Below are 14,532 nucleotides of genomic sequence, written 5' to 3' on the forward strand. Positions count from 1 at the left end.
AGCCGTCATATGCGACCCCCCACCCCCCGCTCCCGTGGCGCGGCGACGATCGTCCTGCTGGTCCTCGCCGTCGTCCTCGGTCTCACTCACCCCACGACCGCTCTCGCGACCCTCCGACAGCCCGCCGCCACCTACGACGTACGCGACTACGGCGCCAAGGGCGACGGCTCGGCCAACGACACCCCGGCCATCAACAAGGCCATCGACGCGGCGAGTTCGGCGGCCGGCGGCGGCACGGTCCGCTTCCCGGCCGGCGCCTACAAGTCCAAGAACACCATCCACATGAAGAGCCATGTGACGCTCCAGGTCGACCGGGGCGCCACGATCCAGGGCTCCAGTGCCGACACCTACGACAAGGCCGAGGCCAACCCGTACGACGACTACCAGGACTATGGACACAGCCACTTCCACAACGCGATGATCTACGGCGACCGGCTGACCGACATCGGCTTCGTCGGCGAAGGCGTCATCGACGGCATGGGCAACCTGATCACCGGCAACCCCAAGTCCGGCGAGGCCGACAAGATCATCTCGCTGACCCGGTGCGACGGGCTGCGGATCGGCGACGGACTCACCCTGCGCCGGGGCGGCCACTTCGCCGCCCTCATCAACGGCTGCAAGGACGTCACCTCGGACCGGCTGACCATCGACACCGCGAGCGACCGCGACGGCTGGAACATCATCTCCACGACGGACGTCACGGTGACGAACGCCAACATCAAGGCCAACGACGACGCCCTGGTCTTCAAGAGCGACTACGCCCTCGGCGCCAAGCTCCCCAACGGCCATGTCCGGGTGAGCGATTCGTATCTCTCGGCCAGGTGCTGCAACGCCCTGATGTTCGGGTCCGAGACCTGCGGCGACTTCTCGGACTACCAGTTCGAGAAGATCCGCATCGAGGGCGCCGACAAGTCCGGCCTCGGCATGGTCTCGATGGACGGTGCGAAGATCTCCGACGTCCACTACCGCGACATCACCATGACCGGCGTCCACTCACCGATCATGCAGAAGATCGGCACCCGGAAACGGTGCGGGAACAGCCCCGGCATCGGCTCCATCAGCGACATCACCTACGACAACATCACGGCCACCGGCAACTCCCCGTCGTTCAGCCCGACTCTATGGGGCGAGACCGGCCACCGGATCCACGGCGTGACGTTCAACAACGTCAACATCACCGTCCCCGGCGGCAACGGCACCATGTCCACCGGCGTGCCGGGCAACGACCCGAACGACTACAACCCCAAGGCCATCGGCACCCGGCCGGCCTACGGCTGGTACCTGCACAACGCCGACGACATCCGATTCACCGACAGCTCCGTGAAGTTCGCGGCGAACGACGGCCGTCCCGCCGTCATCGCCAACGCGGCGAGCGACCTCCGCTTCACCGGCTTCACCGCGCAGCGCGGCACCGACTCGCCCTACGACCTCGGCTTCCAGGACGTGAACGGCTACTGCGTGAGCGGCGCCGGCTCGCCGCGCGTGTCCAGCACCGGCTCCACCGAGAACTGCGCGCCTGCGAACGCCCGCCCGCTCGACCTCGAGAACCCCCGCCAGGACTTCCTCCGCTCCTCCGTCGGCGGCCTGTTCCTGCATTGGGGCCTGCGCACCGCCCCAGCCCACACCAGCTGCACGGGGTGGGAGAGCGATGTCACGGGCGGCGGCTGGACGCCCGACTACTGGGTGAACGAGGCACGGAAGCTGCACACCCAGTACCTCGTCCTCGCCACCTTCCACAGCCGCCTCGGCTACGCCCGCCCCTGGCCCTCGAAGATCCCGGGCTCCTGCGCCACCAAGCGGGACTTCCTCGGCGAACTCATCACCGCCGCCAAGGCCAAGGGCATGAAGGTCGTCCTCTACATGACCGACGACCCCCAGTGGCACGACGAGGGCGGCCACGAATGGCTCGACTCGGCCGCCTACTCCGCCTACAAGGGCGAGAACGTCGACCTGACCACCCGTGACGGCTTCGGGCGGTTCAGCTACGACAACTTCTTCGAGGTCATGAACCGCTACCCCGACCTCGGCGGCTTCTGGATCGACAACGACAACGCGTACTGGGAGAGCCACGACCTCTACCGGCAGATCTACGACAAGCGCCCGAACTACACGATCAGCAACAACAACGAAGACACGCCGATCATGGACATGATCAGCAATGAGCAGAAGACGGGGATGACCCCGGCCTACGACTACCCGCAGGCCGTCTACACCGCCCAACCCCGCCTGACCGAGGCCGACTTCAAGCTGCCCTCGTCCGGCGCCTGGTGGTACGACGGCTCCGATCCGGCCGTCGACAAGAAGCTCACCCTCGGCCGTCTGGTCACCAACGCGGGCTCGTCCGTGAAGGCGTTGATGGCCGAGACCGCCCAGGTCAACGGCAAGTTCCCGGCCAACCAGGCCGCCTTCAACACCTTCGCGGACTCCTATCTCGACCCGATCTGGGAGTCGTTGCACGGCACCGAGGGCGGCGGGTACATGTACGGCGGCCTCAAGCCCGGCTTCTGGAACGACGGCGCGCACGGCGTGACGACGGTCAGCAGGACGGACCCGGACCTGGAGTACGTCCACGTCCTGACCCCGCCGTCCACCAGTACCCTGCGCATCCGTGACAACGGCTACCGCATCGCCTCCGTCACCAACCTCCGTACGGGAGCGACCGTTTCGTGGTCGCAGTCCGGCGGTGTGCTCACCCTGACCGGCCTCGGCTCCTGGGACCCGTACGACACCGTCTTCAAGGTCACGACCGCCGGCCGGCAGGGCATCCTCGGCGGGGTCAAGGTGAGCGCGAGCGCCTCGGCGAGCGGGCATGCGGCGACGGCCGCCGGGGACGGCAGCTACCTCACCTACTGGGACAACGGCAAGACCCTGCCCGTCAACCTCACCTTCGACCTCGGCGCGGCCAGGAAGGTGCAGTACCTCGGGCTCAACCAGCGCGAGGACTCCGTCGCCTACGCCCGCTCCGCCACCGAACAGTCCGCCCGCATCAAGGACTACAAGGTGTTCCTGAGCGACGACGGGACCACCTGGGGGAGTGCGGTCAAGACCGGCCAACTCCCCAGCCGCCGGGGCATCCAGGGCATCGACCTCACCGCCGCGAACGCCCGGTACGTGCGCCTGGAGGTCGACACCACCTGGGCCGAGTCCACCGACACCGCCCGCTACAAGCGACTACGGATCGATGAGGCCTGGATCGGCACGGCGTACGCCACCCCGGCGGCCTTCGGGCCGATGTCGGACAACGGCCAGTCCCTGCGCCCCGCGATGGGCTGGAGCAGCTGGAGCTTCGTCCGCCGTACGCCGACCGAGGCGAAGATCAAGGCGCAGGCGGACGCGATCGTGGCGAGCGGTCTCAAGGACCACGGCTTCGTGTACGTCAACCTCGACGACTTCTGGCAGAAGTGCGACTCCAACGGATTCACCGTGGACTCCTACGGCCGCTGGACCGTCGACACCACCAAATTCCCTTCCGGCATCAAGGCGTTGGCCGACTACATCCACGGCAAGGGGCTGAAGTTCGGCTTCTACGTCACCCCGGGCATCGCCAAGAACGCGGTCACCGCCAACACACCGATCGAGGGGACCTCGTACCACGCGAAGGACATCGCGGACACGTCGAGGACGGAGAAGAACTACAACTGCAAGAACATGTACTACATCGACTACGGGAAGCCGGGCGCGCAGGAGTTCGTGAACTCGTGGGCGAAGCAGTTCGCCTCCTGGGGAGTCGACTACCTGAAGATCGACGGTGTCGGCAGCGCCGACATCCCGGACGTCCAGGCCTGGGACAAGGCGCTGCGGGCGAGCGGACGGCCCATCAACTTCGCGCTGTCCAACAACCTTCCGATCGCCGACGGGGCCACCTGGCGGCAGCTCGCGAACAGTTGGCGCACCCAGGGCGACGTCGAGTGCTACTGCGGGCCGGGTTCCAACGGCAGCGGCTATCCGCTGACCGACTGGTCCCACGTGTCCGCCCGCTTCAACTCGGCCGCCTCCTGGCAGCCGTACGCCGGTCCGGGCGGCTGGAACGACCTCGACTCGCTGGAGCTCGGGAACGGCGACCAGGTGGGCCTCACCGCCGACCAGCGCCGCTCGCACTTCACGCTCTGGGCGATGGCGGCCTCGCCGCTGCTGCTCGGCACCGACCTCACGAAGCTGGACGCCGTCGACAAGGCGATGCTGACCAACGACCGGCTGATCGGGGTCGACCAGGACGGGGTGGCCGCGAAACGGGTTGTGAACAGTGGTGTCAAGCAGGTCTTCAGCAAACGGGAGAACAGCGGTGCCTACGTGGTCGCGCTGTTCAACACCGGGACGTCCGGCAACTCGACGGTCTCCGTGAACTGGTCGCAGGTGGGATTCACCGGCTCCGGTGATGTCACCGACCTCTGGTCCGGCTCCCACAAGGGCGTGATCGCCGATTCATACAGCGCGACGCTGCGGCCGGGCGAAACACGGCTGATCCGTGTGAGCCCGGTCAACAGCGAGCTGAGGGTACTGAGGGGACAATCATGAAACGCGACAGAGTTCTCGCCCGGGCCGTCCCGCTGGCCCTCTCCTTCGCCCTCGCCGTGCCCCTCGTCGGCCTGAGCCAGGGCACCGCGAACGCGGCCACCGACTACCAGGCCGAGGACGCGGCCATCTCCCAGGGCACGGTCGCCACCAACCACACCGGCTACACGGGCACCGGCTTCGTCGACTACACCAACATCAAAGGCTCCTATGTGGAGTTCACGGTGAGCGCGACCGCCGCCGGCAGCTCCGCGCTCACCCTCCGCTTCGCCAACGGCACCGCCGTCGACCGGCCGATGGACATCTCCGTCAACAGTACGGTCGTCCAGTCCGCCGTCTCCTTCCCGGCCACCGCCGACTGGAACACCTGGGCCACCAAGACCCTCAACGTCCCGCTGACCGCGGGCGCCAACAAGATCCGCGCCACCGCCACCACGGACAACGGCGGCCCCAACCTCGACCGCGTCAGCCTCGCCGCCACGGCCGACACCCAGGCCCCGACCCGTCCCGGGCAGCCCAGTTGCTCGGACGTCGGCGAGGACGGGCTCACCCTGGCGTGGGGCGCGGCCACCGACAACGTGGCCGTGACGGCGTACGACCTCTACGAGCACGGCAACAAGATCGGGGAGGCGCCCGGGAGTTCGACGTCGAAGGCGCTGACCGGACTCACGCCGAACACCACCTACAACCTGACGGTCATCGCCCGCGACGCGGCCGGGAACACGTCTGCGGCCAGTCCGGTCGTCGACTGCACCACCGCGCCCAGCTCCGACACCACCCCGCCGACGAAGCCGGGCACGCTGTCCGCGACCGACATCACGGCGAACAGCGCCGCGCTCGGCTGGGGCGCCTCGACGGACGACCGCGCGGTCGTCGCGTACGACGTCCGCAGTGACACCACCGTCTACAAGACCGTCACCGGCGGTACGACGACCACGCTGACCGGGCTCGCCTGCAACAGCCCGTACAGCCTGAACGTCGTCGCCCGGGACGCGGCCGGCAACGTCTCCGCGGCGAGCAACACCGTCACCTTCACCACGAAGGCCTGCGCGACGGACGGCGGGGTGCCCTCCTCGGTCGCGTCCCTCTCCACCGGCTGGACCATCCCGTGGGGCACCTACTGGATGCCCGACGGGACGACCGCGCTGGTCACCGAGCGGGACGACTTCCGGGTCTGGAAGGTCACCAAGGACGGCGCCCGGACACAGGTCGGGACCGTGCCCGAGGCGGTGACCACGAACGGCGAGGGCGGACTGCTCGGCGTCGCCGTCGACCCCAAGTGGGAGACCAACCACTACGTCTACTTCATGCACACCGCGTCCGAGGGCAACCGGGTCGTCCGCATGACCTACGACGGCACGAACCTGACCGGCTACAAGATCCTTCTCCAGGGCATCAAGAAGAACCGCTACCACAACGGCGGCCGCCTCGCCTTCGGCCCCGACGGCTACCTCTACGTCTCCACCGGCGAGGCCCAGACACCCGATCTCGCGCAGGACAAGAACTCCCTCAACGGCAAGATCCTGCGCATGACGACGGACGGCAAGGCGGCCCCGGGCAACCCGTTCGGCACCTACGTCTACAGCCTGGGCCACCGCAACCCGCAGGGCCTCGCCTTCGACCGCAGCGGTCGGCTGTGGGAGGCGGAGTTCGGCAACAGCTCCAAGGACGAGCTGAACCTGATCAAGCCCGGCGCCAACTACGGCTGGCCCACCTGCGAAGGGACGTGCAGCGTCGCGGGCATGACCAACCCCAAGGCCACCTGGAACGTCAACGAGGCCTCCCCGAGCGGCATCGCCATCGTCCGCAACGTCGTCTACATGGCGTCCCTGCGCGGCGAGCGGCTGTGGCGCATCCCGATCAACGGCGACAACGAGAGCGTCGGCACGCCGACCGCGTACTACGTGGGGACCTACGGGCGGCTGCGCACGGTCACCAAGGTGCCGGGCGCCGACCAGTTGTGGCTGTCGACCACCAACTGCGACAACAACGGAGGTGCGGCGGACGGCGCGGACAAGATCTTCCGCGTGAACATCAGCTGAGCGAGCGCCGGCTGACGGGCCGTTGATCGACGGCCCGTCAGCCGGCGGAGCGTCAGGCCTGGTAGAGCGCGTCGACCTCGTTGGCGTAGGCGTTCTCGATGGCCTTGCGCTTCAGCTTCAACGACGGTGTCAGCAGGCCGTGTTCCTCGGTGAACGGCTGCGCCAGTATGCGGAAGGTACGGATCGACTCGGCCTGCGAGACAAGGGTGTTGGCGGCCACCACCGCGCGCCGCACCTCCGTCTCCAGGTCGTTGTCGCGCACCAGCTCGGCGGGGGCCATCTGCGGTTTGCCGCGCATCGTCAGCCAGTGCTCGACGGCCTCCTGGTCGAGGGTGACCAGGGCCGCGATGTACGGGCGGTCGTTGCCGACGACGATGCACTGGTTGACCAGGGGATGGTCGCGGACGCGCTCCTCCAGCAGCCCCGGCGAGACGCTCTTGCCGCCGGAGGTCACCAGGATCTCCTTCTTGCGGCCGGTGATGGTGAGGTAGCCGTCCTCGTCGAGCGCGCCCAGGTCGCCGGTGGCGAGCCAACCGTCGTGCAGGGTCTCGTCGGTGGCCTTCTGGTTGTTGAGGTAGGCCTGGAAGACGTTCGGGCCGTGCAGCCAGATCTCGCTGTCGTCCGCGATGTGCACGGTGACACCCGGGATGGGCTGGCCGACCGTGCCGTAGCGGGTGCGGTCGGGCGGGTTGGCGGTCGCGGCGGCCGTCGTCTCGGTGAGCCCGTACCCCTCGTAGATCTGCACCCCGGCGCCCGCGAAGAAGAGTCCGAGCCGTCGGTCCATGGCCGACCCGCCGGACATGGCATTGCGGATGCGGCCGCCCATGGCCGCTCGAACCTTGGAGTAGACGAGTTTGTCGAAGAGCTGGTGCTGCATGCGCAGTCCGGCCGACGGGCCGGGTCCGATGCCCCAGGCCTTCGCCTCCAGCGCGTCCGCGTACTTCACCGCGACCTCGACGGCCTTCTCGAACGGACCGGCCTTGCCCTCCTTCTCGGCCTTGCGGCGGGAGGCGTTGAAGACCTTCTCGAAGATGTAGGGCACCGCGAGGATGAAGGTGGGCTTGAACGCCTGCAGATCCGGCAGCAGCGCGGCGGCGTTCAGCTGCGGCTGGTGCCCGAAGCGGACCCCGCCGCGGATCGCCGCGACCTCCACCATCCGCCCGAAGACATGCGCGAGCGGCAGGAACAGCAGGGTCGCCGCCTCGTCGCCCCGCTTCGAGTGGAACACCGGCTCCCAGCCCTCGATGACGGTGTCCGCCTCCCACATGAAGCTGCCGTGCGTGATCACACAGCCCTTGGGGCGGCCGGTCGTGCCCGAGGTGTAGATGATCGTCGCGGTCGAGTCCGGGGTGACCGCCTGTCTGTGCCGGTGCACCACCTCGTCGTCGATGGCGGCACCCGCGTCGTACAGCTCCTGCACCGCGCCCGAGTCCAGCTGCCACAGCTGGTGCAGCTGCGGCAGCCGGCCGATGACGGTGGCGATGGTCATCGCGTGGTCCTCGTGCTCCACGATCGCGGCCGTGCACTCGGCGTCGTAGAGCATCCAGAAACACTGCTCGGCGGAGGACGTCGGATAGATGGGCACCACTTGGGCACCGATCGTCCACAGTGCGTAGTCGAACAGGGTCCATTCGTAGCGGGTACGGGACATGATCGCGACGCGGTCGCCGAACCGGATGCCCTGGGCGAGCAGCCCCTTGGCGAGGGCCAGGACCTCGTCCCGGAACTCGGCGGAGGTCACGTCACGCCACTGACCTGCTTCGTCCTTGCGACCGAGGGCGATGTGCAGCGGGTCTTCCTGGGCACGTTCGAAGACGACATCGGCCAGACCGCCCACCGGCGGTGCCGACGCCAACGGAGGATTGGTGAACTCGCGCAAACCCCGCTCCCCGCCTCTGGTGACGCTCCGCAGCGCCGTGAAAGCTACCCCACCCGGCGACAGGGCGGGAGGGGGTCGGAAGCCGAGCAGTGTTCAGGTACCGGCAGGTCACCGCCGGAAAATGCGCCCACATGCGGAAGGGTCGGACACAAAGCTGACGGTTGAGTAAGTTTCGGCACCGTAATCTCCACCGAATCTGTACGACCCGGCTACGGCGCTCCCAGCCGGGTCACAGGGGCTGCTCCACGCGGGTCCCGACCGCCTCGCGCGCGACCGGGCGAGGGGCTTTGACCAAGGTCAGGACCAGTACGCCCGCCACCGTCGCCGTCACTCCCGCGAGCACCGCCGCCGTGTTCAGCCCCGAGGCGAACGCCGTGCGCAGCACGTGCTCGGAGAAGGCACCGCGCAGCGCCCCGGCCGCGCCGCCCGCCAGCGCGTGGGCCGCGTCGTGCGGCAGCGTGTCCTGCATACGGGAGGTCAACACGGTGCCGTACCCGGCGATGCCGAGCGCGTACCCCAGCTGCCGGAAGGTGTTGACCGCGCCGCCCGCCATGCCCGCCCGCTCCTGCGGTACGGCGGCCAGCGCCGCGCCCGCGATCCCGGGCGCCACCAGACCCGTACCGATACCCACGAGCACCAGCCCGGGCACCAGTGCGGACGCCGTCGAGCCCGCGCCCAGGAACGCCATGCAGAACTGCCCCGCACCGATCACGAGCAGCCCGCCCCCGACGGTGAACCGGGCCGGCACCCCGTGCAGCAGCCGCCCGCCGGCCGCCGCCACCACGAACGACGCCAGCGACAGCCACAGGAAGACGAGCCCGCCGCGCACCGGACTCATCCCGAGCAGCGTCTGCAGCCAGATCGAGTCGTACGCCAGGAGACTGAACGCCGCCGCGTTGAAGGCGAGCGCGCCCACCATGACGCCCGAGAACGCCGGCTTCAGGAACAGCCGCGGATCCAACAGCGGGTCGGCGCCGCGCAGTTCGACGGCGAGGAAGCCGGCCAGCGCCACGACGGCCGCCCCGAGGACGGCGAGGGTACCCGTCTCGCTCCAGCCCTGCTGTCCGGCGCGCACGGCCCCGTACGTCAGCGCGGCGGCGAAGGCGGCGAACGTCACCGTGCCCGCCCAGTCGACCTTCCGCTCGCGCGAGCCGTGCGACTCCGGCACCACCCGCAGGGTCAGCCACACCGCGATCACGCTCACCGGCAGATTGACGTAGAAGATCCACCGCCAGCCGGGCCCCGCGGTCAGCAGTCCGCCGAGCACCGGTCCCACCGCGGCCGCGGCCCCGCTGACCGCGCCCCACACGCCGAGCGCCACCGAGCGCTGCCGCCCCTGGTAGATCGAGCCGAGCAGCGGCAGCGTGGTCGCGAACATCGCCGCGGCCCCCAGCCCCTGCACCCCGCGCGCGGCGACCAGCATCCCCGGCCCGGTCGCGAGCCCGCACAGCAGCGAAGCCGCCGCGAACACCACCACGCCCACGACATGGACCCGCCGCCGGCCCAGGATGTCGGCCGCGGCCCCCACCCCGAGCAGCAGCGCGGCCAGCGCCAGCGCGTACCCGTCCATCACCCACTGCAGATCGCTCAATGACGCGTGCAGCGACCGCGCCATGTCCGGCAGCGCGACCACCGCGATCGTGACGTCCAGCAACAACATGAACGTGCCCAGGCACACCGCCGTGAGCGGCCCCCATGTGCGCATGTCCTCAACTCCCTGTTCGACGGATGCGTATCGGTTCGTACGATGAGGAGTGCGCGGTCGATCGGAGCGGTAACCGGTGGCCGGGCGACGGAATCCGACGGGAGCGACCGGCATGCAGATGGAATCCCACACCCTTGACGAGCTCGATCTGCGGGTGCTCAGCGCCCTGGAGGCCGACGCCCGGGCGTCCTTCAGCCGGATCGGCGCGGTGCTCGGTGTCTCCGACCAGACCGTCGCCCGCCGCTACCGCCGGCTCCGTGCCGAGGTCGGGCTGCGGATCGTGGCCGTCCGGGACGGGGTGGCGCTGGGGCAGGACGATTGGACGCTGCGCCTGCGCTGCGTCCCCGACAGTGCCCTGACCATCGCGGACGCGCTCGCCAAACGGCCCGACACCAGCTGGATCGCGATCGCCTCCGGCGGCACCGAGATCATCTGCGGCACCCGGCCGCGCAGCGTCGGCGACCGGGACGACCTGCTCCTGGGCAAGCTGCCGCGCACCCCGCGATTGATGGAGATCCGCGCCCACCAGCTGCTGCACCGCTTCCACGGCGGCCCGGTGGGCTGGCTGCGCAATTTCGAGGCGCTCACCGGGGAGGAGCGGGCGGCCCTGCGCCCCGAGCGACTGCCCGCCCCCGGACCGGCCCGCATCGACCCGGAGGACGAGCCGCTGCTCGCCGTCCTGGAGCGCGACGGCCGCGCCACCTACCCCGAACTCCAGCGCGCCACCGGCCGCTCCGAGTCCGCCGTCAAACGCCGCCTGGCCACCCTGCTCGCCTCCGGCGCGATCTACATCGACGTCGAGATCCGCCCCGAGGCCCTCGGCTACCCGGTCTCCGCCGTCCTGTGGCTGACCACCACCCCGGCCGCCCTCCACTCCGTCGGCGAGGCCCTCGCCACCCACGACCCCATCGCCCACGCGGCCGCCACGGCCGGCCCCAGCAATCTGATCGCCTCGGTGGTCGTGCGGACCACGGCGGACCTCTACGCCTACATCAGCGGCCCGCTCGGCCGGCTGCCGGGGCTCCAGCACGTGGAGGCGACGCCGTATCTGCGCCGGATCAAACAGTTGACGTACGCGCAGTCCCCGCGCTGAGGGCATGCGATCCGACGGCCGCCCGGGAGTCAACGCCGGTGCAGCCGGTCCCCGCCGCCCAGGATCGACTGCGCCAGGGCCTCCGCCGGGCCCGACGCGGACGTACGGCGGTGGCCGTGGACCAGGACGAAGTCGACGCGGCCGAGTTCGGGCAGGGCGAAGCGGTCGGGTACGCGGACCAGGCCCGGCGGGACCAGGCCGCGGGAGTGGGCCATCACGCCGAGGCCGGCGCGGGCGGCGGCGATGAGGCCGTTGAGGCTGCCGCTGGTGCAGGCGATGCGCCAGGACCGGCCCTGGCGTTCCAGGGACTCCAGGGCCAGGGCGCGGGTGATGCCGGGCGGCGGGTAGACGATCAGCGGCACCGGGCGGTCCGGGTCCAGGCGCAGTCGCTCCGCGCCGATCCACACCAGCTCGTCGTGCCAGACCAGTTCGCCCCGCGGATCCTCCGGGCGCCGCTTGGCGAGGACCAGGTCCAGTTTCCCGGCGGCCAGTTGCTCGTGCAGCGTGCCCGACAGTTCGACCGTCAGCTCCAGGTCGACCTCGGGGTGGTCGTGCCGGAAGCCCTCCAGGATCTCCGGCAGCCGGGTCAGCACGAAGTCCTCGGAGGCGCCGAAGCGCAATCGGCCGCGCAGCCGGGTACCCGTGAAGAACGACGTCGCCTGCTCGTGCACCTCCAGGATCCGGCGCGCGAACCCGAGCATCGCTTCGCCGTCCTCCGTCAGCTCCACGGAGTGCGTGTCACGGGTGAACAACTGCCGCCCGGTCACCTCCTCCAGGCGCCGCACGTGCTGGCTGACGGTGGACTGGCGCAGCCCGAGCCGCCGGGCGGCCTGCGTGAAGCTCAGGGTCTGGGCGACCGCCAGGAAGGTGCGCAGGTGAGAGGGGTCGTACACAGGGAACAGAGTAACTCGTTATCGCGAAACATGATGACAGTCAGAGCGGTATGACGGATTCCCGATCAAGGTCCGGAGGAGGACGATGGGCGGGGGACTCCTCGTCCCTGGAACGACCCTGGAACGTCCCCGTACCGCCGACGGCAATGCGCACGCAACGAGCAAGTGGAGCACCGTGAAACGCCTGCAATGGCCGAGTTGGATGCCGATCGACCCGTACATCCTGGTGTTGCTCGGGACGGTGGGTCTCGCCGCCCTGTTGCCGGCACGCGGGACCGGGGCGGACGTGGCCTCCGGCGCCTCCACGGCGGCGATCGCCTTCCTCTTCTTCCTCTACGGCGCCCGCCTGTCCACCCGCGAGGCGATGGACGGACTGCGCCACTGGCGGCTCCATGTCACGGTCCTGGCCTGTACGTTCCTCGTCTTCCCGCTGCTCGGCCTGGCCGCCCGCGGACTCGTCCCGGTCCTGCTGACCCACCCCCTCTACCAGGGCCTGCTCTTCCTCACCCTGGTCCCGTCGACCATCCAGTCGTCCATCGCCTTCACGTCGATGGCCCGCGGCAACGTGCCCGCCGCGATCTGCGCGGGCTCCTTCTCCTCCCTCGTCGGCATCGTCGTCACCCCGCTGCTGGCGGCCGCCCTGCTCGGCAGCAGCGCCGGCGGGTTCTCGGCCGACTCGCTCGTCGAGATCGTGCTGCAACTGCTCGTGCCGTTCCTCGCCGGACAGGTGCTGCGCCGCTGGATCGGCGACTTCGTCGCCCGGCACAAGAAGGTCCTCGGCCTGGTCGACCGCGGCTCGATCCTGCTGGTCGTCTACACCGCGTTCAGCGAGGGCATGGTCCAGGGCATCTGGCACCAGGTGAGCGCGATCCGGCTCGGCGGCCTCCTCGTCGTCGAGGCCGTGCTGCTCGCCGTGATGCTCACCCTGACCTGGTACGGCGGCAAGGCGCTGCGCTTCAACCGCGAGGACCGGATCGCCATCCAGTTCGCCGGCTCCAAGAAGTCCCTGGCCTCCGGACTGCCCATGGCCAGCGTCCTGTTCGGCGCGCACGCCTCCCTGGCGGTGCTGCCGCTGATGCTCTTCCACCAGATGCAGTTGATGGTCTGCGCGGTGATCGCCAAGCGCCGCTCGCACGACCCGCAGGAGGAGGTCACCCCGGCTCCGTCAGCCGCAGCGTCACGAACCGCGGTCGGTACAGGGCCACGTTCGCGTTGATGCTCGCCGAAGCCCCCACCGTCTCCAGCCAGTTGACGTCGTAGCTCAGCACCAGCCGCCCGTCGCCGCTCAGTTCGGGATGCGCCTGCGGGTTGTACGCGGCCACTCCGCCGTGCGGCAGCGCCGGGCTGAAGTCCTTCGTCGGGCCGTGCCAGGGCCCGGTGGGGGAACAGGCCCAGTAGGACGTCACGGTGGTCAGCCCCGCGGCACCCGCGGCCATCGTGAACAGCACGTACGTCCCCTCCGTCCGCACCACCGAGAACGCGCTGCCGACCTTCGCCCCGCGCACCGGCCGCGGCGCGCCGCCCCATCCCGAGCCGTTCCAGTACTTCCAGGCGCCCGGCTCGCCGAGCCGTCCCTCCGGCACCCGGGCGACGTACGCCGAGGAGGCCGGCCGGGACGCGGCCTGTCCGTCGTCGCCGCCGAACACGTACGTCCAGCCGTCCTCCTCGACCAACGTCGTGCCGAACAGCACCCGTTGGGAGGGGTCGGGCACCAGCGACTGGTCCAGCACCTCCACGACCGACTCGACGCGCAGGTCGGGCAGCGAGAGCGTGGCGACCTCGGAGGCGGTGGGAACCCCGTAGATCCACGGCGACTGCCCGGCCGTCCGCACCCACAGCAGCACCCGGACGACCGACTCCGCGGAACCGGGGGAGCGCGGCTCGACCCGGGCGGCCACCGGCCAACGCCACTGATTCGGGGCGGGATCGGCGAAGAGCGGAGCGGGCAGCGTGCGTTCCAGCCGGCCCTCGCCGTCCATCACGACGGCCGAGTTGCGCACCAGCGGGGCGCTCGTGTCCCGCCACGCGTACGACTCGCCGACCGGGTTGGGCGGCCCGTGCACCTGGCCCAGATACGTGTCCGAGAACAGCCACAGCAGCCGCCCGTCCGGCAGCCGCACCGAGTGCGTGCCGTCGCCCCCGGTCCAGTCGTCACTGCGGCTCGCGTCATCGCCGTACCGGGCGAACTCCCCGGTCAGTCCCGCGTCGGCCGACCAGGACCGGATCGCCCGCGCCGCGCACCCGGCCCCGCCCTCCGGCCCGTCACCGCCGGGCAGGGCGCTGAGCAGCACGGCTCCGAGAACCAGCGCCAGCAGCACACCGAGCCCGGCCCCCACTCGCTGTCGTGCTCGTACGTCGTCGGGCACCCAGGGGACGTTAGTGGCTGTCGCTCGCGTGGTCCATGGGGC

Annotated in this window: 8 protein-coding genes; 4 read left to right on the forward strand and 4 right to left on the reverse strand. The window is 70.0% G+C overall.

Annotation, left to right across the window (positions count from 1 at the left end; all coding sequences use genetic code 11):
• Positions 1–9 precede the first annotated feature (9 nt).
• Complete coding sequence (locus ACWD5F_RS31200) at positions 10–4,515, forward strand: glycosyl hydrolase family 28 protein (protein WP_451259424.1); 4,506 nt, start codon at positions 10–12, stop codon at positions 4,513–4,515.
• Positions 4,512–6,554 carry a PQQ-dependent sugar dehydrogenase gene (locus tag ACWD5F_RS31205; RefSeq protein ID WP_451259426.1) on the forward strand — a complete coding sequence of 681 codons (2,043 nt, stop codon included), beginning with the start codon at positions 4,512–4,514 and terminating at the stop codon, positions 6,552–6,554. Before ACWD5F_RS31200 ends, ACWD5F_RS31205 begins: the two co-directional genes overlap by 4 nt.
• A 52-nt stretch (positions 6,555–6,606) precedes the next feature.
• Here the strand turns inward: ACWD5F_RS31205 and ACWD5F_RS31210 are convergent, their stop codons facing one another.
• Positions 6,607–8,433 carry an AMP-dependent synthetase/ligase gene (locus ACWD5F_RS31210; RefSeq protein ID WP_451259428.1) on the reverse strand — a complete coding sequence of 609 codons (1,827 nt, stop codon included), beginning with the start codon at positions 8,431–8,433 and terminating at the stop codon, positions 6,607–6,609.
• 229 nt (positions 8,434–8,662) lie between these two features.
• On the reverse strand, positions 8,663–10,138 hold the full coding sequence (locus ACWD5F_RS31215) for an MFS transporter (RefSeq protein ID WP_451259430.1): 1,476 nt from the start codon (positions 10,136–10,138) through the stop codon (positions 8,663–8,665).
• Between the two features lie 112 nt (positions 10,139–10,250).
• Here ACWD5F_RS31215 and ACWD5F_RS31220 point away from each other — a divergent pair, with 112 nt between their 5' ends.
• Positions 10,251–11,231 (forward strand): Lrp/AsnC family transcriptional regulator, encoded by a 981-nt coding sequence (locus tag ACWD5F_RS31220; RefSeq protein WP_451259432.1) that lies wholly within the window; start codon positions 10,251–10,253, stop codon positions 11,229–11,231.
• Positions 11,232–11,260: 29 nt separating this feature from the next.
• Here ACWD5F_RS31220 and ACWD5F_RS31225 read toward each other — a convergent pair whose 3' ends face one another.
• Positions 11,261–12,124, reverse strand: a complete 864-nt coding sequence (locus ACWD5F_RS31225) for a LysR substrate-binding domain-containing protein (protein WP_401728596.1) — start codon at positions 12,122–12,124, stop codon at positions 11,261–11,263.
• 202 nt (positions 12,125–12,326) lie between these two features.
• Here ACWD5F_RS31225 and ACWD5F_RS31230 point away from each other — a divergent pair, with 202 nt between their 5' ends.
• Positions 12,327–13,340 (forward strand): bile acid:sodium symporter family protein, encoded by a 1,014-nt coding sequence (locus tag ACWD5F_RS31230; protein ID WP_451259539.1) that lies wholly within the window; start codon positions 12,327–12,329, stop codon positions 13,338–13,340.
• On the opposite strand, the gene ACWD5F_RS31235 is transcribed toward ACWD5F_RS31230, so the two are convergent.
• Positions 13,276–14,490 carry a DUF4185 domain-containing protein gene (locus tag ACWD5F_RS31235; RefSeq protein WP_451259434.1) on the reverse strand — a complete coding sequence of 405 codons (1,215 nt, stop codon included), beginning with the start codon at positions 14,488–14,490 and terminating at the stop codon, positions 13,276–13,278. The genes ACWD5F_RS31230 and ACWD5F_RS31235 overlap by 65 nt on opposite strands.
• Between the last annotated feature and the right edge of the window lie 42 nt (positions 14,491–14,532).

The organism is Streptomyces sp. NPDC002499, from assembly GCF_053595415.1.